Origin of the sequence: Agrobacterium rubi TR3 = NBRC 13261, assembly GCF_000739935.1 — a bacterium.
Lineage (GTDB): Bacteria > Pseudomonadota > Alphaproteobacteria > Rhizobiales > Rhizobiaceae > Agrobacterium > Agrobacterium rubi.
Genome location: NZ_BBJU01000008.1, coordinates 1 through 20,751, shown reverse-complemented (window position 1 = coordinate 20,751; position 20,751 = coordinate 1). Strand labels below are relative to the sequence as shown.

The 20,751-nt window shown below is 57.2% G+C and carries 19 protein-coding genes; 15 read left to right on the top strand and 4 right to left on the bottom strand.

Features of this window, described 5'->3' with window-relative positions; translation table 11 throughout:
* Positions 1 to 213 precede the first annotated feature (213 nt).
* Positions 214 to 1,878, top strand: coding sequence for a response regulator (locus RRU01S_RS07755; RefSeq protein ID WP_045229712.1), 1,665 nt, complete (start codon positions 214 to 216; stop codon positions 1,876 to 1,878).
* A 138-nt stretch (positions 1,879 to 2,016) separates the two neighbouring features.
* The gene (locus RRU01S_RS07750) at positions 2,017 to 3,378 is read left to right on the top strand and encodes a putative bifunctional diguanylate cyclase/phosphodiesterase (RefSeq protein ID WP_045229711.1); all 1,362 of its coding nucleotides are present in this window, start codon (positions 2,017 to 2,019) and stop codon (positions 3,376 to 3,378) included.
* A 17-nt stretch (positions 3,379 to 3,395) separates the two neighbouring features.
* Here RRU01S_RS07750 and RRU01S_RS07745 read toward each other — a convergent pair whose 3' ends face one another.
* Genes RRU01S_RS07745 through RRU01S_RS07730 form a run of 4 tightly spaced genes read right to left on the bottom strand, consistent with a single transcriptional unit; the run spans position 3,396 to position 6,620 of the window.
* Positions 3,396 to 4,283, bottom strand: coding sequence for an SMP-30/gluconolactonase/LRE family protein (locus RRU01S_RS07745; RefSeq protein ID WP_045229710.1), 888 nt, complete (start codon positions 4,281 to 4,283; stop codon positions 3,396 to 3,398).
* A gap of 2 nt (positions 4,284 to 4,285) precedes the next feature.
* On the bottom strand, positions 4,286 to 4,915 hold the full coding sequence (locus RRU01S_RS07740; RefSeq protein ID WP_045229709.1) for a 2-dehydro-3-deoxy-6-phosphogalactonate aldolase: 630 nt from the start codon (positions 4,913 to 4,915) through the stop codon (positions 4,286 to 4,288).
* 14 nt (positions 4,916 to 4,929) lie between these two features.
* A complete protein-coding gene (locus RRU01S_RS07735) occupies positions 4,930 to 5,847 on the bottom strand; it encodes a 2-dehydro-3-deoxygalactonokinase (RefSeq protein WP_045229708.1) in 918 nt (305 codons plus the stop codon).
* Positions 5,847 to 6,620, bottom strand: a complete 774-nt coding sequence (locus RRU01S_RS07730) for an SDR family NAD(P)-dependent oxidoreductase (protein WP_412674294.1) — start codon at positions 6,618 to 6,620, stop codon at positions 5,847 to 5,849. The genes RRU01S_RS07735 and RRU01S_RS07730 overlap by 1 nt, the downstream gene beginning before the upstream one ends.
* 113 nt (positions 6,621 to 6,733) lie before the next feature.
* Between RRU01S_RS07730 and RRU01S_RS07725 the strand changes: the two genes are divergently transcribed.
* From RRU01S_RS07725 to RRU01S_RS07665, 13 genes are all read left to right on the top strand, one after another.
* Positions 6,734 to 7,534: an IclR family transcriptional regulator gene (locus tag RRU01S_RS07725; RefSeq protein WP_234936166.1), complete on the top strand. Its 801-nt coding sequence runs from the start codon at positions 6,734 to 6,736 to the stop codon at positions 7,532 to 7,534.
* A gap of 170 nt (positions 7,535 to 7,704) precedes the next feature.
* Positions 7,705 to 8,445: a helix-turn-helix transcriptional regulator gene (locus RRU01S_RS07720; RefSeq protein WP_045229705.1), complete on the top strand. Its 741-nt coding sequence runs from the start codon at positions 7,705 to 7,707 to the stop codon at positions 8,443 to 8,445.
* Between the two features lie 77 nt (positions 8,446 to 8,522).
* Positions 8,523 to 9,746, top strand: coding sequence for a CmpA/NrtA family ABC transporter substrate-binding protein (locus RRU01S_RS07715; RefSeq protein WP_045229704.1), 1,224 nt, complete (start codon positions 8,523 to 8,525; stop codon positions 9,744 to 9,746).
* An 86-nt stretch (positions 9,747 to 9,832) separates the two neighbouring features.
* Positions 9,833 to 10,954 (top strand): iron-sulfur cluster carrier protein ApbC, encoded by a 1,122-nt coding sequence (apbC, locus tag RRU01S_RS07710; RefSeq protein ID WP_045229703.1) that lies wholly within the window; start codon positions 9,833 to 9,835, stop codon positions 10,952 to 10,954.
* Positions 10,955 to 11,350: 396 nt separating this feature from the next.
* The gene (locus RRU01S_RS07705) at positions 11,351 to 12,328 is read left to right on the top strand and encodes a magnesium transporter CorA family protein (RefSeq protein WP_045229702.1); all 978 of its coding nucleotides are present in this window, start codon (positions 11,351 to 11,353) and stop codon (positions 12,326 to 12,328) included.
* A 15-nt stretch (positions 12,329 to 12,343) separates the two neighbouring features.
* The gene (locus RRU01S_RS07700; RefSeq protein ID WP_045229701.1) at positions 12,344 to 14,260 is read left to right on the top strand and encodes a potassium transporter Kup; all 1,917 of its coding nucleotides are present in this window, start codon (positions 12,344 to 12,346) and stop codon (positions 14,258 to 14,260) included.
* A 177-nt stretch (positions 14,261 to 14,437) separates the two neighbouring features.
* On the top strand, positions 14,438 to 15,607 hold the full coding sequence (locus RRU01S_RS07695; RefSeq protein ID WP_045229700.1) for a cell wall hydrolase: 1,170 nt from the start codon (positions 14,438 to 14,440) through the stop codon (positions 15,605 to 15,607).
* Positions 15,608 to 15,877: 270 nt separating this feature from the next.
* Positions 15,878 to 16,243: an AtpZ/AtpI family protein gene (locus tag RRU01S_RS07690; protein ID WP_045229699.1), complete on the top strand. Its 366-nt coding sequence runs from the start codon at positions 15,878 to 15,880 to the stop codon at positions 16,241 to 16,243.
* Between the two features lie 63 nt (positions 16,244 to 16,306).
* Complete coding sequence (locus RRU01S_RS07685) at positions 16,307 to 17,056, top strand: F0F1 ATP synthase subunit A (RefSeq protein WP_045229698.1); 750 nt, start codon at positions 16,307 to 16,309, stop codon at positions 17,054 to 17,056.
* A gap of 71 nt (positions 17,057 to 17,127) precedes the next feature.
* Positions 17,128 to 17,355: a F0F1 ATP synthase subunit C gene (locus RRU01S_RS07680; protein ID WP_027673924.1), complete on the top strand. Its 228-nt coding sequence runs from the start codon at positions 17,128 to 17,130 to the stop codon at positions 17,353 to 17,355.
* A 78-nt stretch (positions 17,356 to 17,433) separates the two neighbouring features.
* Positions 17,434 to 18,072, top strand: a complete 639-nt coding sequence (locus RRU01S_RS07675) for a F0F1 ATP synthase subunit B (RefSeq protein ID WP_045229697.1) — start codon at positions 17,434 to 17,436, stop codon at positions 18,070 to 18,072.
* A gap of 1 nt (position 18,073) precedes the next feature.
* On the top strand, positions 18,074 to 18,559 hold the full coding sequence (locus tag RRU01S_RS07670) for a F0F1 ATP synthase subunit B (RefSeq protein ID WP_045229696.1): 486 nt from the start codon (positions 18,074 to 18,076) through the stop codon (positions 18,557 to 18,559).
* A 319-nt stretch (positions 18,560 to 18,878) separates the two neighbouring features.
* Positions 18,879 to 20,711 carry a HAMP domain-containing methyl-accepting chemotaxis protein gene (locus RRU01S_RS07665; protein ID WP_045229695.1) on the top strand — a complete coding sequence of 611 codons (1,833 nt, stop codon included), beginning with the start codon at positions 18,879 to 18,881 and terminating at the stop codon, positions 20,709 to 20,711.
* Positions 20,712 to 20,751: the final 40 nt, after the last annotated feature.

Genomic DNA, 20,751 nt, shown 5'->3' with positions numbered 1-20,751 from the left:
TTAGTGTCTCATCAACTTGAAATGAGTGCAGCACCACATCCTTTCGACCTGTTCGAAAGGGATGCGACGGAACGCAGGGCCCCGTTCGCATAGACTGGAAATCTGCTTCAAGCCGTCGGCCCGCATGTCCCATATATTCAGCCATTTCGGTGCGGCCCCTGGCCGGTTTTTGAAAGTGAAATTCGCCGTGAGACGTGCGTGTGAGGTTTTACGATGAGTGGGGAGGCGTCGGTTCGCGCAGATATTCACACTGCCATGCTCGACGCCATTTGCGACGCGATTTCGTCTGCCTTGATCATTTACGACCGCGATGACCATATCGTCTTTGCCAGCCGCAGAATTCTTAGTTATTTCGCCCTGTGCGAAACAAAGGTCGCCGTCGGAACCCGCCTTCGCGATTTTCTGGCAGCGCTCTACGATTGCCAGAAATTATCCGAAACCAACCCGCCAGTGCATTGTAGCGAGCGGGAAGACTGGATTGCCGATCGATTGGCATCCCACTGGAAAGAACGTTCCGAATGCGTGGAGCAGGCTGCCGGCGACAGGTGGCTGCGCTTCATGAAACGACGCATGCCCTCGGGCATGGGTATCTGCGTCATCTCGGACATTTCCGAACAGAAGAAGCGTGAGGATCAGTGGCGCTCCGATATCGAACGGGTGCAACTGACCGAAGAAATTCTGGATACGCTGCCGCTGTCGATTTTCGTCAAGGATTTCAACACCACCTACGTGGCCGTGAACAAGGCTGGCTGCACGCTGCTGGAAACCTCGGCGGATCTCATTCTCGGGCGCACCGTCTCTGATATCCACTCCGATCCGCTGGCGTCCCGCATCGATGCGATGGATCGCCACGTCTTTGAAACGGGTTTGCCCGGCATCTTGCCGGAACGGGTCACGCGCCTCAGCGGCGAGGAGGTGCTCGTCATCACCCGCAAGCAAAGGGTGGGCAAGCCCGGCCGATATTTCCTTGTCACCACCATGGACGACGTGACGACCTTTGCCACCGCCGGAATGGATGGCGCGAAGGTCATTCCCGGTCTCGAACATATGACGTTTACGCCGTCTTCCTACATGGACGACGAGTTTCATCAGGCATCCCAAATCCTTAAAGGTCGCACCGTTCTTCTGGTCACGCCCAATGCCGAGCTTGGCGAAGCTGCCCGTAAGAAAATGGAAGCCGTCGGCGTCGATTGCGCGGTCGCACTGAACCAGACCGAGCAGAAAGCCTTCATGGAGTTTGCCGCATCGGTCCATGTCCGCATCGACCTCGTCATCGTTGACGTGCAACTGGATATGGCATGCCTCGACCTGCCGCAGACCTATGGTGTGGATGCGATGACGATCGATGATTTCCAGCTGGGAAGTTCGATCATCAACCAGACCACGCGCCATTTCCGTTTCCGCGGTCACGTCGCCAATGCAGCCCCTGTCGATGGAAACTGGGAAATATCGCCGCCCGCCACGCCTGCGCTTGTCAAACGAACCGGCGTTGATGTTCTGGTGGTCGAAGACAACAACATCAACCAGATCGTGTTTTCGCAAATCCTCGAAGGTCTGGGTCTGACCTACAAGATTGCAGCAACAGGCAAAGACGCCATCCGCGCCTTCGATGAGGAAAAACCGTCCTTCGTGTTGATGGATACGACCTTGCCCGACTTCGATGGTTTTGAAGCAGCTCGCAGATTGCGCAAGATGACGGCCAATGACCGTACCCGGATACCGATCATCGGTGTCGTGTCGCTGGCTTTTGAAGGTGACCGTCAAGCCTGTATTGATGCGGGCATGGACGACATGCTGCTGAAACCCATCAGTCCCGACATGGTGGACGTGTTGTTCAAGCGTTATCTTCCGCAGCAAGTCGGTAGTATTCGCGGTTGATCTTGGTAAATAAGCATCACGAAAGTAAGATAATGCTAAATTCTGTGGCTATTTTACTCAGTTCAGCGATAGTGTCCTTGGAGAATCAGTTTTCCTGAAGTCCGCAATTCCCAACAATCCATCGTCCAGGATGTGCGAATGAAGTCGCCTGACCCCAATGCGCCGCAAGTCAGCCAGAACGAATTGCAGGCCATGGCTTACAGCGATCCGCTCACGGGCCTGGGCAATCGCTATCGGCTGCGCGACAAGGTGCGCATGCTCGCGGCTGAACGGTCCAGCGACCCGGCGCCGTTTACTATTGGCGTTGCCAATATCGACGGCTTCAAGCCCATCAACGATCTGTTCGGTGTCGCTGCCGGAGACGAAATCCTCTGTCAGGTCGCTCATCGCTTGAAGGCCTGCGTGCCGGATGGCGCCATCGTCACCCGTCACGAAGGGGATGAGTTCGCCTTCGTGCTGCCACTGGTGTTCGAGCGGGTCGGTGCCGAGCGTGTCGGACAGATGATCAAGGATGTGCTGTCGGCCCCCTATGATCTCGGTGACCGCAATGTGCGACTGTCGTCTTCGTTCGGCTTTGCCGTCTATCCCTTCGCAGGAGACGACTTCGAGGATTTGCTGAAAAGTGCCGAAACCGCCCTCTACCGTTCCAAGCGTCGCGGGCGCGGCCAGATCACAGTCTATTCACGCGAGATCGCGCAGGAGATGAAGCGCGCCACGCAGCTGGAGCAGGCGCTTCGAAACGCCATCATTGCCGATTCTGTCGATGTCCACTTTCAGCCGATCGTGCGTTTGAGCGATGGCATTGCCGTGGGTTTCGAGGCTCTGGCCCGTTGGAACGATCCCGATCTCGGTTTCGTCTCGCCGGCCACCTTCGTCCCTCTGGCCGAAGAGCGCGGCTTTATCGATGCTCTCTCGGAGACGCTGCTGCGCAAGGCGGCGGAAGCCGCTTTGTCGTGGCCACGCGAGTTGTTCCTGTCGTTTAATTTGTCGTCGGCACAGTTGATGGACCCGGGCACGGCAGAAAACATTCTTTCCATTTTGCGGCGTGTCGGTCTCGATCCGCGCCGGTTGGAACTGGAAATCACCGAAACTGCGGTCATGACATCGGCCGAGACCGCCCAGCGCATTATCAGCGAGTTGAAGCAGTCGGGCGTGCGCATTTCGCTCGACGATTTCGGCACAGGCCAGTCCAGTCTCGGAAGACTGCGTGATTTCTCTTTCGACAAGGTCAAGATAGACCGCGCCTTCGTGTCCCGCATCAGCACGGATCGGCCGTCGGAGCATATCATCAAGGCGATCGTTGCCATGTGCGACGGGCTGGATCTGGAAGTTGTTGCAGAAGGTATCGAGGATAAGACCGAGGCCGAAAAGCTGCGCGGTTTTGGTTGCGCCATGGGGCAGGGCTATTTCTATGGCCGCCCGGTGGATGCCGCTGCCACCCACCGCTACCTTCAGGAAAACTACCGCGAACTGGCACCTGTGGGCCGCGACTTCGGGTAGTCTTGTAAGGTCTGAATTCAGACCTTGTAAGCGCTGTCAAAAACGCCGTTGACCTCTATCCCCAGATCGACAGTGGTGCCGTAAAGCGGATTGGCCTTGACCGTTTCTGCATCCAAACCTTCGCAGGCGGATGTCACAGCCAGTCGATTGGCAGATGCGCCGAAAAAGGCGGGGCATGTGCTTTGCGTCGCAGGCACTTCATAGCGGGCCAAATGCGTGCCATCGGACGAATAGCAATCCACCGCACCCATTCCCCAGCATGCGTTCCAGATATTGCCATCCGCATCGCAAACCGAGCCATCGCTGCCGCCTTTCTGGCCGACGCGATCGATCAGCACCTTGGCCGTGCCAGTCGGAAGCCCCGTTGCCGGGTCTAGCGGCACGGACATCACCTGGTTGACCTTCGTGTCCACGTAATATCCCGTGGCCCCATCGGGTGAAAAGCAGATGGAATTGGAAATGCTGATGTCCGTAAACAGCGTCGTCACCACGCCTTTGGCAACGTGATATATGCTTCCGGCCTTCTCCTCGGCCTTCTTGCCCATGGTGCCGATCCACAGCGCACCGCTCTGGTGCACGCGGCCGTCATTGGAGCGGTTGCCCGGCTTGCTGGGCTCGAAATCGGCGTGCAGAAACAGGTCGCCGGTTGCCCGGTCGCGAATGAACAGGCCTTCTTCGGACGCCAGCAATTGACGCTTCTCGTCGATCCGCGCCACCACGCTTGCCATGAAGGGTAGGGCGTGAACGGTTTTCGTGCCGGTCGCGGGGTCGTATTCGTGCAACTCCTTGCCCAGAATGTTGAGCCAGCAGAGCTTATTGGTGATCGGATCGAAGCTCGGGCCTTCGCCCAGCAGCATCTGGGTGTGGTCCAGCACGGTGCCGGAAAACGGATGAATGTCAGCCATGCTTACGCTCCTATCGCAATATCATAGGCCTTGACGGTCAAAACAGCGCGTTCCTGTACCTCTGCCGTCGTCATGCCCGGCTTGTAGAGGCTGGTGCCAAGGCCAAATGCCGTCACGCCGATGCTGGTATAATCGCTGAAATTCTTGTCGGACACACCGCCCACCGCTGCAACCAGCGTATCCTTCGGCAGGATGGCGCGGATGGCGTTGATGCCGGATGGTCCGAGAACGCTGGCGGGGAAGAATTTCAGGCCCGTTGCGCCTGCTTTCAGGGCCAGAAGTGCTTCTGTCGGCGTCAAAACGCCGGGCATGGTCACCATGCCTTTTTCCCGCGCGGCGGTAATGACCTCGACATCGACGTTCGGGCTCACCATCAGCTTGCCACCGGCAGCATCGAGATTGGCGACATCCTCGACGGTCAACACCGTGCCAGCGCCGATCAGCGCATCCGCTGGTGCAAGCTTGGCGGCGATCTCGATCGAGCGGAAGGCATCCGGCGAATTGAGCGGTATTTCGATGGCCCGCAGGCCGCTTTCCAGCAGGCCGGTCACGACGGCTTCGGTCTCCTCCGGGCGGATGCCGCGAAGGATCGCGACGAGTGGGTATTTCATGTCGGGGAATGGAATGCGCATGTCTGGTATTCTCCTCATGGCCAAATGGCGTTGGCGGCTGCCACAAGCCCGCGGCGAACGGCGTCATCGGCGTCTATAATTACGTAGTCGATAGATAGGGCGGCAAAAGCTGCCTTGTAGAGTTCGCCCAGCGCACCGGATGCGATGAGGATGACCTTGGCGTCCTTGCGCGCGCTGGAATGCGCGCCTGCGATCTCAAGGCCGATCATGGTGCCGGACAGCTTGGCTTTCGCATCTGTCGCGGAAAGGCCGTGCAGCAACTGGCCGGATCGCACCGTAAACAGCCGGTTCGTCGCCATTTGCGGGTTGTTGTAGCTTTCGGCAACGGCACTCTGGAAGGCGGGAAGGTCGCCGGTGAAGGCTTCCGCACTCTCCACCGCATGCGACAGGATGGAATGTTTCGAGATCACGTCGAACAGTTCGCCGGTCATGAAGGTGGAAAAGCCCGTGACCTTCAGATTGCTGACGCTGACCCATTTGGAATGGGTGCCCGGCATGCAGACGAGCTGTTCTCCTGTGCTGTAATCAGCCGATAGCGCACCGAGAAGCTGGGTTTCTTCACCACGCATGACATCGGGCGTGTCCTGCAACCGTTGCGCCAGCCCCGGAAGGATGCGGATATCGGCCGCTTCGCCGGGCACACGAACGGCGCCCTTCAGCACATCTGCTAGATCAGCTGGAACGTCCACATAGCCCGCCTCGACCCAGCCCTGACGCGCACCCGCCATGCCGCAGATTACCACGGGCAGGTCAGTAGGTGCGGAAAGGGCCGAAAGATGCGAGGCCAGAACATCGGGAAAGCCGGTTCGCATGGCGGTGGTCATGCCTTCGCCGCTGCGCCGTTCGCCCATGATATCGCCGGACTTGCTCATCAGCCAAAGCCGGAAACTGGTCGTCCCCCAGTCCACGGCAACATATGCGGCATCAGCCATTATAAAAGACCTCCATCGATAATCATGGTTTGGGCCGTCATGGCAGCAGATGCCGATGAGGCCAGAAAAAGACAGGGGCCGACAATATCCTCAGCGACCAAAACGCGCTTGAGGCATTGTCGTGCAACGGTCTGCGAAATCGATGCATCCGTCAGCCACAATTCCCTCTGCCGCTCGGTCACGATCATGCCGGGCAGGATGGCGTTGACGCGGATATTTTCAGGCCCCAATCGTCCGGCAAGGCTCTTCGTCAGCCCGACAATCCCGGCCTTGGCCGTAGCATAAGCGGGCAACTCGCCCATGTTCAGCAGATAGGAAATGGACGAGAAGTTGATGATCGACGCACCGTCCGCCTGACGCAGATAGGGAAGTGCCGCCTGCGTCACGAAGAAAACAGGCTTCAGGTTCACCGCATGGTTGGCGTCCCAGTATTCGCTGGTGACAGTGTCGATATCGTGCCGGTCATCCCGTGCCGCATTGTTGATCAGCACCTTGATGCCACCGATCGCATTGACCGCCGTTTCCACGGCCTTCGCCAATTGCGATTGGTCACGCAGATCGGCTTTGACGAAGGTCACGGAGTGACGGCCCGTGCCCGACAATCTTTCGACGAGCGCCTCGCTGGCTGCCTGATCGATATCGATGAAGGCGACCTTGGCACCGCGCTCGGCAAAGGCTGCAACAAGGCACGCACCGATACCGGAGCCGCCGCCGGTAATCAGCACGCCCTGATCCTGAAATTCGGAAAGCTGTGTCAGGACCTCTGTCGACATGGCATCCATTGCGCATTGCAAGTTCCATTATTTGGAACTATGTTTCATTTAACGGAATAGTGCCTCTGACCTCGTCTCAAAGTCAAGTGTGTCAGATGCGCGCGGAGAATAGCATGGCTCCCCATGATGTGAAGAAGACTGAAGACAGCACCACAGGAACGCTCGGCAAGGCCATATCGTTGCTGGAGCTGGTCGTCATGTCGCCACAGCCGCTTCGTTTTACCGATATTCTCGAACGCTCCGGTCATCCGCGTGGCACGCTTCACCGCCAATTGGTGCATCTTTTGGAAGAAGGCTTGCTGGAGCAAAACCAGGACCAGACCTACCGCGCCGGTGTGCGTCTCCTGACCTTCGCCGCGCAGGCTTGGAGCACCAACGATCTGCGATCCATCGCCGCACCCCATCTTCGTGTCCTGCATGAGAAAACCCAGGAATCGGTGCACCTCGGCATATTGCGCGGTGCCGAGATAACCTATCTCGACAAGATCGATGGCAAACATGCGGTGCGCATGCATTCACAGATCGGCCGCATCTCACCCGCTTATTGCACCGGTGTCGGCAAGGCAGCGCTCTCGCTTTTGTCAGAAACGGACCTCGATGAGGTCGTCAGCACCATCGTCTTTCGCCCGTTTACCGAAAATACCGTTACCACCGCCATGCAGTTGAAACGGCAGGTTGCTGAAATTCGGGATCGTGGCTTTGGCTTTGATCTGGAAGAGCATGAAAGCGGCATTCAATGCATCGCGGTCCCCATCCATGCTGCCAATCAAAGGTTTCACGCCGCCATTTCGGTCACAGGACCAGCCTATCGCCTGACGCGTCAGTGTCTGGAAGGTTGGTCTTCTCTTGTGCGAGACGCAGCGCAGAATATTTCGAACGATATAGTGGTGCGGCTTTCACCGGCGTGTATTTAAATCGGAAACGCAGCGGAGACAGGGGATGGAGCCTGTATAGTGATGAATTGTGAACGTCATTAATGGCAACTTTTGTTTGCAAAAAATTCATAAGTGGATATTTATTGGTCCCGGGATTTGCGCGTGCTCGATCTCTTTCATTTAGCTGAAACTGTAAAGAACCCTATTCAATGCCGAAGCCAGATATTTCCAGTTCCGCACCTTTGGGGGCGGAATGCGCGCAGGACGTTGCTGAACTCAAAACCCAGTTCGATATCTTCCGCTTTTTGAAGACGGTTACGGAATCCTTCGCGATGAAGGCCTTCATGGTCGTCAATATTCCCACCAACACTGCGCTGGAACTGTCGCATTACACCATCATCACCAACTGGCCGGCAGAGCTTCTGCACCAATACGATCATGAGGGAATGCTGACCCGCAGCAATGTCCTGCGCAACCTGAAACATTCCAGCGTTCCCTTCTGGGTCAACAGGGATTTCGTTCTGCGCGGCCAGGACGAAGCGTCTATGAAGAGCATCATGGCACTCTTCGACCGCTTCCAAATGGTCAATTCCATCTGGTGTCCGGTTCAGGATGCCACGGGCCAGCGCGGCGCCATCTCCTTTAGCGGCAGCAGGTCGGGCTTTTCGCCAAGCGAGACGGCCGAGATCGCATTCATCTCCGCGCATGTGTTCAGCCGCCTTGCCTATATCCGCAGCCTGGACGCCCGCATTCCAGATACGTTGACCGATCGCGAGATCGACTGTCTGAACTGGACAGCCGCTGGAAAGACCAGTGTGGAGATTGCCGAAATCCTCACGCTATCGGAGCATACCGTCAACCATTATCTGAACCGTGCAACCAAAAAGCTCAATACTGTCAATCGCACACAGGCGGTGGCCAAAGCATTACGCGTCGGCCTGATAAAGTAGAACTATTTTCCATTTTTCGATTGTTATCTTCATCAACGTAAGCAATTCTCAAGTCGCTTGCGGCAGAGGAGATTCGTTTGTCGGCGTCGAAGAGCTTCAAGGCTGGGTTTTCTCCGACAATTGATTGTGCGACGCTCGTTGTCGCTGTTGAAAAAGGGTTTGCTGCCGATGACGGCCTCACCCTCGACCTGATGAAAATGAACAGTCCCGGCGATTTGCTGGTGGAATGGGAAAGAGGCGATCTGCACGGCCTTCACCTGTCCGCGTCATTGCCCGTCGCTGCTGCTCTGGGTCTGCCTGATCTTCCCGCCGGTCTCATCGCACCGTTTGTCCTTGCCACCGGCGGCGCGACGTTTGCCGTGTCTGAGAGCTTGCATGACAAGCTGGTGCAGGAGGGGATGAAAATACCCGATCCCGGAACCGTCGCCCGTGCTTTGGCCCGCGTCGCGTCATCTCGCCAGTCGGCAGGCCTTGATCGGCTGGTTCTGGCGGTCGAACACCATTTGTCCGTATCGACATTCGAATTGCGGTATCTGCTGGCAAGCGCGCGCCTGCCTGCCGATTGCAAGATCACCTTTTTGGAAGCACCGCCTGCCGCGATGCCATCCCTGCTTGAAAGCGGAGAGATCGATGGCTTTTATGTCGGGGAACCCTATGGCACCGTCGCCGTCCTGCAGGGCGCAGCGCGCATCGTCACCACCAAATCGCATATCTGGCAAAACGCCCCGGAAAAGGTTCTGGCCGTTTCGCAGGATTGGTCGGATGCCTATCCCGCAACGCTGGAAGGCCTTCTTCGCGCACTCTATCGTGCCGGGGAGTGGTGCTCGAGCACCGCCAATATTGAAGAGCTTGCGACCATTCTCTCTGATCCGAAATATCTCGATACCGACAGCGAGTTCATTTTACCGGCTTTGACCGGCTATATTCCCCACTCTCCTACGCGCCTGCTGGAATGCAGCGGGTTCTTTTCCACCAGCGGCAAGGCTGCCAATTTTCCCTGGCAAAGCCATGCCTTGTGGTTTTTCAGCCAGATGCTGCGCTGGAAGGATTGCCCGCCGGAATTCGCCAGCGATCCCAAAGTCTATGATGCCGCCAGCGAAGCCTTTCGCCCGGATATTTTCCGCAAGGCCATGCGGCCCATCTTTGCGCCGGTTCCCTCGGCCAACCTGAAGATCGAGGGCACATTGAAGGTCCCGGTCTATGTCGGCGCGTCCCGTTCGGGCCTCGTCTTGGGGCCGGATGCTTTTTTCGATGGCAGCATCTTCGATCCGGAGAAATTCGACACCAGCGATGAAAACTGACGATTGGGCAGCACCTGCGCTTTATCGTTGGCGAAACCCGTGCGCTTGGTTATGGAAGACCGGCGTATGGGACAATGGATAGTGACATGACACAGGTCGACAAGAAGCAGATCGAGCAGGCACTGGAAAGCGTGGCTTATCCCGGTGGCGATAAAAGCATCGTCGCGCTTGGCATGGTCTCGGAAATCTTCATTGCCGACGCCAAGGCTTACTTTTCCATCACGGTTCCGGCTGATCAGGCCGATGCGATGGAGCCGCTGCGGCTTGCTGCGGAAAAGGCAGCGCTCGGCGTATCCGGCATCAAGGCGGCGATGGTCACGCTGACGGCGGATCGCAAACCGGGCGCGAACCCGCCACAACCTGTCGCGCGGTCTCAGCCGAAGGCAGCACCGCAGCCGCGCACCAAGACCGGCGTGCCCGGCATCGGCGCCATCATCGCTGTCGCATCGGGCAAGGGTGGCGTCGGCAAATCCACCACCGCCGTCAATCTGGCGCTGGGCCTTCAGACGCTTGGCCTGCGCGTCGGCATTCTGGATGCCGATATTTACGGGCCGTCCATACCGCGCCTTTTGAAGATTTCCGGTCGCCCGCAGCAGGGCGAGGGTCGTGTCATCATGCCCATGGAAAATTATGGCCTCAAGGTCATGTCCATGGGTTTTCTGGTCGATGAAGAAGCCGCCATGATCTGGCGCGGGCCGATGGTGCAATCCGCCCTGATGCAGATGCTGCGGGAAGTCGCCTGGGGCGATCTCGATATTCTGGTGCTGGATATGCCACCCGGCACGGGCGACGCGCAATTGACCATTGCCCAGCAGGTGCCGCTCGCGGGCGCCGTCATTGTCTCTACACCGCAGGATATGGCGCTGATCGATGCGCGCAAGGGCATCACCATGTTCCGCAAGGTCGAGGTGCCGCTTCTGGGCGTGGTCGAAAACATGAGCTATTTTATCGCCCCCGATACCGGTGCGCGCTACGATATTTTCGGCCATGGTGGCGCGCGTGCGGAAGCAGAGCGCATCGGCGTTCCCTTCTTAGGCGAGGTGCCGCTGACCATTTCCATCCGGGAACTGTCGGATGCCGGGACCCCTGTCGTTGTGGCGGAACCGGATGGTCCGCAGGCGCAGATTTACCGCAATATTGCACAGAAAGTATGGACGGAAATCGGGGCAGGTCGTCAGAGACCAGCACCGAAGATCGTGTTCGACTAGCCTCTATCGATGCACCCTGCGCATAGCACTCGGTCTTTCGCATCGGTTGACAGTTTCGCGCCTGCGTAGAGAAAGCGCAGAATTTCCCGTATTTTAACCACCATTGGCATCTGCCCGTTAATATCTGTACGTTTAAACTATTGAAGTTGCTAAATTTTTTTTCGTGGATTCCCATCGACATCGCAGACGCCGCCCATCTCTCAACAGACCAACATCATAAACCCGCCCGGCACTGGACTTGCCGCGCTTGGAAATTAACCCTTGATTATTGAGGCCATTCAGAGCATAGCCCTGCGCCGTTTGATCCCTCGTCCATCCCGGACGTTTGCGGAAGCCACACATGATGTGTTAGAGCAGCGTATCGACCCTCGTCGGTATGCTGACCGGAGAAACTGATTGATCAAAGCCTATCGCTCGAATTGCGAGGCAATCAGCCTGTCGGCGGACCATGGGGTCACGCAGATTTCGGACGATATTGTCTGGATCGATCTTGTGAACCCCAGCCGCGACGAGGAAATCAAGGTCGAAACTCTGCTGGGTGTCGAGCTTCCCACGCGTGAAGATTTGAAGGACATCGAGCCCTCCAGCCGTCTCTACATGGAAGACGGCAACGTCTTCATGACCGGCTCGTTGGTCTGGAATGCGGATTCAAAAGATCCCCGGCTGACCGATGTCGCCTTCATTCTGGCGGGAAAACGGCTCGTAACCATCCGTTACGCGGAACCCAAATCCTTCAACCTGTTCATCGCCGCGATCACCCGCGTGCCGCATGATATGCGCAGTGGCACCGCCTTGCTGTTGAAGCTTCTGGAAACCATCGTCGATCGCACAGCGGAAATTCTGGAAAATTCCGTTGTCCGCATCGATGACGTGGCGGCGGGCATTTTCGGCGACAAGGCGCGCAGCAAACGCAAGGCGCCGCGCTATCTGGAAGACAAGCTGGCGGACATCTCCGCCTATCACCGTCTGATATCGAAGGTGCGCGACAGCCTCGCCTCGATTGCACGTCTTCAGTCGTTTCTGCAAGCAACACCCAATGTCCAGCAGGACAAGGAAGCCAAGGAAACGGGGCGCTCCATCGGGCGGGATATCAAGTCCCTTTCGGAGCATGCCTCTTTCATCTCGGGCAATCTCACCTTCCTGCTGGATGCGTCGCTGGGCATTATCAATGTCGAGCAGAACGCCATCATCAAGATTTTCTCCATCGCGTCGGTCGTTTTTCTGCCCCCGACGCTCGTGGCATCCATTTACGGAATGAACTTTAACGTCATGCCGGAGTTGCAGTGGTCCTACGGATATCCACTCGCTGTCTTCATCATGCTCATCTCGGCCATCATTCCGTTCATCTTTTTCCGCTGGAAGGGCTGGCTTTAACCGGTCAGAATCACAATGTCTCATGCCATGGACAAGGAATGCATCGAAAAGCCCGAACCGCACGATCTCAGTCGGAAAGGCTTTTTTGCTGCCATGTTGGGTTCGGTCGGCGTCGTCTACGGCGATATCGGAACGAGCCCGCTCTACGCCTTTCGCGAAGCGCTGAAGCCCATCTCCCATGATGGCCTGACAGAAGCGGAGGTCATCGGCCTCATTTCGTTGATGATCTGGTCGCTCACCATTATCGTCACCATCAAATACATCTGTTTTCTGCTGCGTGCAGACAATGATGGCGAAGGCGGCACGCTGTCGCTTCTGGCACTTTTGATGAAGAAGGCGGGTAACAAACGCGGTGTGCTGGTCATGCTGGGCTTGATCGGCGCGGCGCTATTTCTCGGCGATGCCATGATCACGCCGGCACTATCAGTTCTATCGGCGGTGGAAGGCCTCAAACTCGTCACCCCGCGCATGGATGACTTCATCATTCCCATTTCGGTCGGAATTCTGGTGGGTCTCTTCGCCATCCAGTCTCACGGAACGGAATTCGTTGCCAAGTTCTTCGGACCGATTACGGCTGTCTGGTTTCTTGTCATGGGCTTCGTCGGGCTGATCCATATTTCCGATGATTACAGCATTCTCTATTCCTTCAACCCTTACCATGCTGTCGAGTTTCTGCTGGCCGAAGGCTTTTACGGCATCGTCGTTCTGGGTGCCGTGTTCCTGACGATCACCGGGGCGGAAGCGCTCTATGCGGATTTGGGGCATTTCGGGCGCAGACCCATTCAGTGGGCGTGGTTCGTGCTGGTTTTCCCGGCTTTGACGCTCAATTATCTCGGTCAGGGCGCACTGGTTCTTAAAGATCAGTCCGCCATGTCCAACCCGTTTTACTTGATGTTCCCGCAATGGGCGCTGCTGCCTGCCGTCATTCTGGCAACGGCTGCCACCATCATTGCCAGCCAGGCGGTCATCACCGGCGCGTTCTCGCTCGTGCGTCAGGCCATCAACCTTGGCTATCTTCCGCGCATGGAAATCCTGTTCACGTCGGAAACCAACACCGGTCAGATTTATCTTCCGTCGGTCAATACAATCTTGTTGTTGGGTGTCGTTGCACTGGTCCTGACCTTCAGGAGTTCCGACGCGCTGGCAACGGCCTACGGCATCTCGGTGACAGGCGCCATGGTCGTCACCAGCCTGTTGTTCTTCCAGTTTGCCCGCAGCCACTGGAAGTGGTCCCGTACCGTTGCCGCCCTGGTGATCTTCCCGTTCATCTCGCTGGAACTCATCTTCCTTGGCGCAAACCTGCTGAAAATCCATGATGGCGGCTATGTGCCGGTGCTCTTGGCCATCGCCTTCACCATCATCATGACGACATGGCAGCGCGGTTCGAAAATCCTCTTCGCCAAGACCCGTCGCACGGATGTGCCGTTGAAGGCCTTCGTCGCGTCGGTCGAAAAGGAAAGCTCGCATGCGCCGGTCCGCATTCCCGGCACGGCCATCTTCCTGACCGGCGATCCGGAAACCGCACCTGCGGCCCTGCTGCACAATCTGAAGCACAACCACGTCCTGCACGACAAGAACGTCATCCTGACCATCCGCACGGAAGACACCCCGCGTGTTCATCCCGACAAGCGATACACGATCACCAAGGTCAGCGATCGCTTCGTCGTCGTCGAACTGCATTTCGGTTTCATGGAAACGCAGAACGTCACGCAGGCCCTGGGCTATCTGAGACGCACGGGCTACAAGTTCGATATCATGTCGACATCGTTCTATCTGGGTCGGCGCAAACTCGTGCCGGATCCGAAGTCCGGCATGCCGGGTTGGCAGAACCGCCTGTTCATCGGTCTTGCTGAAACGGCGGCAGACCCTTCCGATTACTTCCGCCTTCCGGCCAACCGCGTGGTGGAACTCGGCTCACACGTCGTGATCTGATCTCACAGACCTTTCCCGTTCTGCGCAGCGCCATCCTTCTTCAGAAGGGTGGCGCTTTCGCATGGTCACACGTTAACGTGAAGCCTGCGGGGCGAGCGCCGTTAACCAAGCATCAAGGTTAATGAGAGATTATCCGGTCATAACAACTGTTTGCGTCTGTGTGCCGGAGTGCGGGTTTTGCGTTCGAAAAATGTATCGCGTCGCGGGTTCTTCTTTTCGTTTGAAAAATGGACATCGCCTGTCATCTTCGGCCTTGCCGCCTGGCTGGTCTTTCCATCTCTCGCCGCACGCGCCGATCTCGCCTCGCTGCTGGCCGGTCTCGACGCCGGAAGCGAGCAGTGGCGCATGGTCTTGACCAATTCTCCGGCAGGGTCTGTCCACAATGCGTCGCTCGCCTTCAACAACGCGGATGCGGCACCTGTGCTGAGCGGGTCCGGGATGATCACTGCCGACGGTCGCAAGGTGGCTTTCGTCACCGGCAAGAACGGTAAGGAAACCACGCCCGATAGCGACCGCGTCAACCGCGCGGGCAAAAAGGGCCGGGTCGTTTCCTCCGAAATCATGCAGCCGCCGAAAGCCTTCACTGCAGGTTCCGTTCTCAACCGCACCAGCATGCTGGACACCAAGCCCCTGCAAGGCACGGACCGCACGGCCTTCGTCAAGTGGAAGAAGAGCAAGGATATCGAGCTCGCATCCTTCTATTTCCGTCGCGACGACAAGAAGGCCGAAAAGAACGTTTCGCCAATGGTGGCCGAGTTGATCACCAACCGCACCGCCGATGTTCTGGCGACCGCCTATGCCCCAGCCGAGCCAGACTTCGCCCGGGAATCGCCCTTCGATGCCATCCTGAAAAAGCCCGATGCGGGCCGCTTCATTCCCAAGATCGCCTCGGACGACCACGCCTGGGCGGCAACGCCGTTGCCAGCTGAGGTCTTTTCCGCAGCAGAACAGCAATGCCTCGCATCCGGCATCTATTTCGAAGCACGCGGCGAATCGGTCAAGGGTCAGGCAGCCGTCGCGCAGGTCATTCTCAACCGGGTTCGCAACCCCTCCTATCCGAAAACCATCTGCGGCGTCGTCTATCAGAACAAGGATTGGCGCAATCGCTGCCAGTTTTCCTTTGCCTGCGACAATATAAAGGACCGCATCAACTCCGAACGTCACTGGAAGATGGCGCGCGAAGTGGCCATGGCGACCTCGGCTGGCAAGATTTGGCTGTCGGAAGTCGGATCGGCCACCCACTACCATGCCGTCTATGTGCGCCCGGCCTGGGGCAAATCCATGAAAAAGGTCGGCAGAATCGGCCTGCACGTCTTCTACCGTACCTATGGCGGCGGTTGGAGCTGATATAACTGGCTTTTTACCGGGATAACGTCATGAAAATTGCCGATTCCGGACGCCATTGAGGCCGCAAATTCCAGAATATAAAGCAAGCCATTGTTTTTGATGGATAAATTTGTATTCCGTGAAGCGCTGTCAGTGCCTTGACTAGAGAAGTCCCTAAAACTATGTTGCGCGCGACTTCAGAGCGGGCTGGAACAGGCTCAAAGCCCTGCCGTTTACAACTCCAAAGAGTTCTGGCAATGCCAGTGTGGAGACAAAGGGTGGGATTTGATAATGACCGGCAACCGTAACGATAGTCTGGAAGAGCGCCGCAAACGTCTTGCCAACGAGTTGGCAAAGGTGAGGGCGGAGGACGACGCGGAGGCGCGGACGGAACAGAACGCAGCTGAGACCCGCAAGGGTTTCGCAATGGCGATCAAGCTTTCCTCCGAGTTCATTGCCGCCGTCATCGTCGGCGCGATGCTGGGTTATCTTCTGGACCATTTTGCTGGCACGTCGCCGTGGGGGATGATCGTTCTTCTTCTTCTCGGGTTCTGTGCAGGCGTGTTGAACGTTCTGCGTTCCGCCGGAGTGGTGGCCAAGCCACCGCTTCTCGAAGGCGGACTGGGGAAAGACAAGGGTGGAGAGCAGGGCGACTGATCGCTCCTTTCCATAGACAGTTAAGTGCGCGTCACGCGCGGCAACAGGTAAAGAGGGCAGCCGGTGGCAAACGATCCGACGCATCAGTTCATTGTACAGCCGATCATCCCGATTGAGATCGGTGGCGTGGATTTTTCGTTCACCAACGCGTCTCTGTTCATGGTTGCCACTGTCGCTGCCGCATCCGGTTTTCTTTATTTTGCAACGTCGAACCGCGGTCTCATCCCGACCCGCATGCAGTCCGTTGCTGAAATGTCCTACGAATTCATCGCCTCCATGCTGCGCGAAGGCGCGGGCAAGAAGGGCATGGTGTTCTTCCCGTTCGTGTTTTCGCTGTTCATGTTCGTGCTGACGGCAAACCTTTTGGGCATGTTCCCGTATTTCTTCACCGTCACCAGCCAGATCATCGTCACCTTTGCACTGTCGTGCCTCGTCATCGGAACGGTCGTCGTTTACGGTTTTTACAAGCACGGTCTGAAATTCCTGGGCATTTTTGCGCCAGCCGGCGTGCCTGCGGTTCTTCTGCCGCTGGTGTCGTCCATTGAAATCATCTCCTTCCTGTCGCGTCCGATCAGCCTTTCCGTTCGTCTTTTTGCGAACATGCTGGCCGGTCACATCACGCTGAAGGTCTTTTCGGGCTTCGTCGCTTCCATGGGTGCGCTTGGCGCACTTGGTATTGGTGGCGCAATCCTGCCCCTCATCATGACGGTCGCAATGACCGGTCTGGAATTTCTCGTCGCCTTCCTGCAGGCATACGTCTTCGCGGTACTGACTTGCATGTACCTGAACGACGCCGTGCATGGCGGTCACTGAGAAGTAAAGTCGCTGGCCCCGGAAACCGGGTGTCAAAAATAGCCGCAACAACCCATTCTAAGGAGCTTAACATGGAAGCGGAAGCAGCAAAGTACATCGGCGCAGGTCTCGCATGCCTCGGCATGGCTGGCACGTCCCTCGCTCTCGGCCGTATCTTCGGCGATTTCTTGTCGGGCGCACTGCGCAACCCGTCTGCCGCTGACAGCCAGTTCGGCCGTCTGGTATTCGGCTTTGCCGTTACGGAAGCTTTGGGCATCTTCTCGCTGCTCGTCGCTCTCCTTCTCCTGTTCGCTGTTTAATATCGGCATCAGGTCTGGATCACGGCTCGCACAGGCGTGCCGTGATCCTTCGCATTTGCACGACCCCTGGAGGTGAGCATGTTCGTGACCGAGGCTTTGGCCCAGTCAGCACCGGCGACAAGTGAAACGAATACCGGAACTCCGGCTGTCGGTCAGACCGCTCCGGATGCAACGCATACGGAAACCGGAGTGGCACAGGATGCCGGTCACGGGTCCCCTGTGTTTCCGCCGTTCGATCAGTCCACTTACGCATCCCAGCTTCTTTGGCTGGCCATTACGTTCGGCCTTTTCTACGTGCTCATGAAGAAGGTCATCGTGCCGCGCGTTGGCGGCATTCTCGAAGACCGTCACGGCCGTATCGCACAGGACCTCGATGAAGCATCCCGGCTGAAGGCCGAGGCAGATGCCGCCATCGAAACCTATGAAAAAGAATTGAGCGCCGCTCGCGCCAAGGCCGGCTCCATTGCCGCTGCCGCCCGCGACGCTGCGAAAGTCAAGGCAGATGCAGATCGCGCCGCAATCGAAGCTGATTTGGCGCAGAAGCTGACAGCGGCGGAAGCCCGCATCGACAGCATCAAGCAGCAGGCCTTTGCCGATGTCGGCACCATTGCCGAGGAAACCGCGACCGCGATCGTCGATCAGCTGATCGGCCTCAAGGTCAAGGACACGGATGCTAAGGCTGCAGTGGCTGCCGCATCCGTCGTGAAGGGAGCTTGAAATGGCGTTCGATGCAACATTTTTCGCCCTTGTCGGCCTTATCCTCTTCTTCGTCCTGATTGCCTATCTCAAGGTTCCAGGCATGTTGGCAAGCTCGCTCGATGAGCGCGCCGGCAACATCAAGGAAGAGCTGGCGGAAGCCAAGCGCCTGCGTGAAGAAGCCCAGCACCTTCTGGCTGAATATCAGCGCAAGCGTAAGGAAGCGGAAGCCGATGCAGCCAATATCATTGCTGCTGCGGAACGCGAAGCCGCTGCCATGACGGCCGAAGCCAAGGTGAAGACGGAAGAATTCGTCGCGCGTCGCAATGCGCTCGCGGAACAGAAAATCAAGCAGGCCGAAACAGACGCCATCGGAGCGGTGCGCTCTGCTGCCGTCGATCTTGCCATTGCAGCATCTGAAAAAATCCTTGCCGAAAAGACCACGGCAGCTGCAAAGGCAAAGCTTTTCAATACGGCCGTGAGCGACGTCAAGACGCGCCTGAATTAACCGGATTGCAAAGCGCGCAAGCGCTGCCACTCTCCAGAGCCTTATGACCCCGCTGAGCAATCGGCGGGGTTTTTGTTTGTTCTATACATGTGGACTGAGGCAGACTTGGTCGCAGGATCTTAGACATTGATAAGCGCTAATTGAGACAAGTAAAATTTAACAAAATATCAACAATGATAGTCCAATATATACATCACGTTTAGCCGTGAAATATATCTGCAAGAGTATGCCGTCGCGTTATTGATCTATTCGCTACGAAGTGTTGAAGGAATAGAGACTGCACGACACGTGATTGCATTTTTCACTTTGAGGGACTGTCATGAAAATATCCATAGGTGTCGTTCTTGCTGGTCTTTCGGGGGTAATGCTGCTCGTTGCAGGGGTGCAGGGAAGTTTCTCAATTTCGTCTCTCACCCAGATCAGAAGCGGGATCGATACGATTGTGGGTGATCGTGTGCCCTCCTTCATCCTGTTGGGAACGATCAATGGTGAAGTCGGCAATATTCGCAATGCGCAAAGCTCGATCGTAACGGACTCGCCGGAAAGTTGGCCGAAATACGAAGCGCAGCTGCAGACAGCGCGCGCGTCGCTGGCGTCAAGTTTCCGTGAGTATCAGACAAATCTGATCGACGAGGCAGACAAGAAGCATTTCGCTGTCTTCGACGAAAAATGGAAGCTGTCCGAGGCACGCTGGAACGACGTCAAGGCCTTGTTGACAGCGGGTAAAATTGAAGAGGCACGCGCAAGCTTTGTGGGTGATGCATTGGCATCCTATGACGAGGCCAAAGTCGAGCTGCAGGCCGCTGTCGAGGATATGGAGGCAGATGTTCAGGGAGAGGGTGATGCCACCACGCAGATTGCGGAATCCGCTGCGACACTCAACTACATCTCGCTCGGCATCGCTCTTGCCATCGGTGTGGCAGCTGCCCTGTTCGGCAATGTTCATCTGGCCAGACCGCTTGGGCGGATGACGGGTGTCATGCGGCGCCTGTCGGATGGCGATACGGATATCACCATTCCTGCACGCGGCAGAAAAGACGAGATTGGTGCGATGGCCGAAGCCGTGGAGATATTCCGTCAGGCAGCCATCGAAAACCAACGCCTCGAAGCTGAGGCGGAAACAAACCGAAAGCAAGCCGAGATCGAGCGTCTTGCCACGCAGCAAAAGGCCGAAGCGGACGCGGAGGAAAGATTGCGGATTGCGACATCTGGCCTGGCGGATGGTTTGCGTCGCCTGGCGTCCGGCGATCTCGCCTTCCAGATCAACGATGTCTTTGCGCCAGACTTTGAACAGCTCCGTCACGACTTCAATCGCTCGCTCAAGCAATTGGGCGCAACCCTGTCGGATATCTCTCATTCCATCGACGCGATGAACAATGGTACCCGCGAAATCGCTGAAGGATCGGTCGATCTGTCCAAACGAACCGAACAGCAGGCCGCGACCTTGGAAGAGACGGCCGCAGCCCTCGACCAGATCACCGTCAATGTCGCCAACTCCACAAAACGTGTGCAGGAAGCACGCGGTGCGGCCAGCGAAGCCAACCGCGCAGCCAAGGTATCGGGCGACGTTGTCGCGACGGCGGTCGATGCCATGCACCGCATCGAGCAATCGTCAGGCCAGATTTCCAACATCATCGTCGTCATCGATGAAATCGCTTTCCAGACCAATCTTCTGGCGCTGAACGCCGGTGTCGAAGCTGCCCGCGCGGGTGAGGCCGGCAAAGGCTTTGCCGTGGTTGCCCAAGAAGTGCGGGAACTGGCTCAGCGGTCGGCAAAGGCTGCCAAGGAAATCAAGGAACTGATCGGCAAATCATCGGTGGAAGTCGAAAATGGCGTCAATCTCGTGCGCCAGACCGGCGATGCGTTGAAAACCATCGGCAGCCATGTGACCGTCATGAACGAGCATATGGGCGCGATTGCCTCGTCGGCTCAAGAACAGGCGACGGGTCTGGCCGAACTCAACACGGCGGTCAACCAGATGGACCAGACGACCCAGCAGAATGCTGCGATGGTGGAAGAGACGACATCGGCGACATCGTCGCTGGCCAGCGAAAGCGAAAAGCTGCGCACCCTGCTCCAGCAGTTCCAGCTGAGCCCGCGTGGATCGCAGGGTCGCGGGCAGGATAGCTACGAGATGAGGCGCGCTGGCTGATCAACCAAGCGTTCACTCCACCAGCATGGGCCGGAAACTC

What these genes read in the sequence shown, in the direction of transcription:
- RRU01S_RS07755 (WP_045229712.1), top strand. Translation starts at nt 214, where the DNA reads ATGAGTGGGGAGGCGTCGGTTCGCGCAGATATTCACACTGCCATGCTC.
- RRU01S_RS07750 (WP_045229711.1), top strand. Translation starts at nt 2,017, where the DNA reads ATGAAGTCGCCTGACCCCAATGCGCCGCAAGTCAGCCAGAACGAATTG.
- RRU01S_RS07745 (WP_045229710.1), bottom strand. Translation starts at nt 4,283, where the DNA reads ATGGCTGACATTCATCCGTTTTCCGGCACCGTGCTGGACCACACCCAG.
- RRU01S_RS07740 (WP_045229709.1), bottom strand. Translation starts at nt 4,915, where the DNA reads ATGCGCATTCCATTCCCCGACATGAAATACCCACTCGTCGCGATCCTT.
- RRU01S_RS07735 (WP_045229708.1), bottom strand. Translation starts at nt 5,847, where the DNA reads ATGGCTGATGCCGCATATGTTGCCGTGGACTGGGGGACGACCAGTTTC.
- RRU01S_RS07730 (WP_412674294.1), bottom strand. Translation starts at nt 6,620, where the DNA reads ATGTCGACAGAGGTCCTGACACAGCTTTCCGAATTTCAGGATCAGGGC.
- RRU01S_RS07725 (WP_234936166.1), top strand. Translation starts at nt 6,734, where the DNA reads ATGGCTCCCCATGATGTGAAGAAGACTGAAGACAGCACCACAGGAACG.
- RRU01S_RS07720 (WP_045229705.1), top strand. Translation starts at nt 7,705, where the DNA reads ATGCCGAAGCCAGATATTTCCAGTTCCGCACCTTTGGGGGCGGAATGC.
- apbC (WP_045229703.1), top strand. Translation starts at nt 9,833, where the DNA reads ATGACACAGGTCGACAAGAAGCAGATCGAGCAGGCACTGGAAAGCGTG.
- RRU01S_RS07700 (WP_045229701.1), top strand. Translation starts at nt 12,344, where the DNA reads ATGTCTCATGCCATGGACAAGGAATGCATCGAAAAGCCCGAACCGCAC.
- RRU01S_RS07690 (WP_045229699.1), top strand. Translation starts at nt 15,878, where the DNA reads ATGACCGGCAACCGTAACGATAGTCTGGAAGAGCGCCGCAAACGTCTT.
- RRU01S_RS07680 (WP_027673924.1), top strand. Translation starts at nt 17,128, where the DNA reads ATGGAAGCGGAAGCAGCAAAGTACATCGGCGCAGGTCTCGCATGCCTC.
- RRU01S_RS07675 (WP_045229697.1), top strand. Translation starts at nt 17,434, where the DNA reads ATGTTCGTGACCGAGGCTTTGGCCCAGTCAGCACCGGCGACAAGTGAA.
- RRU01S_RS07670 (WP_045229696.1), top strand. Translation starts at nt 18,074, where the DNA reads ATGGCGTTCGATGCAACATTTTTCGCCCTTGTCGGCCTTATCCTCTTC.
- RRU01S_RS07665 (WP_045229695.1), top strand. Translation starts at nt 18,879, where the DNA reads ATGAAAATATCCATAGGTGTCGTTCTTGCTGGTCTTTCGGGGGTAATG.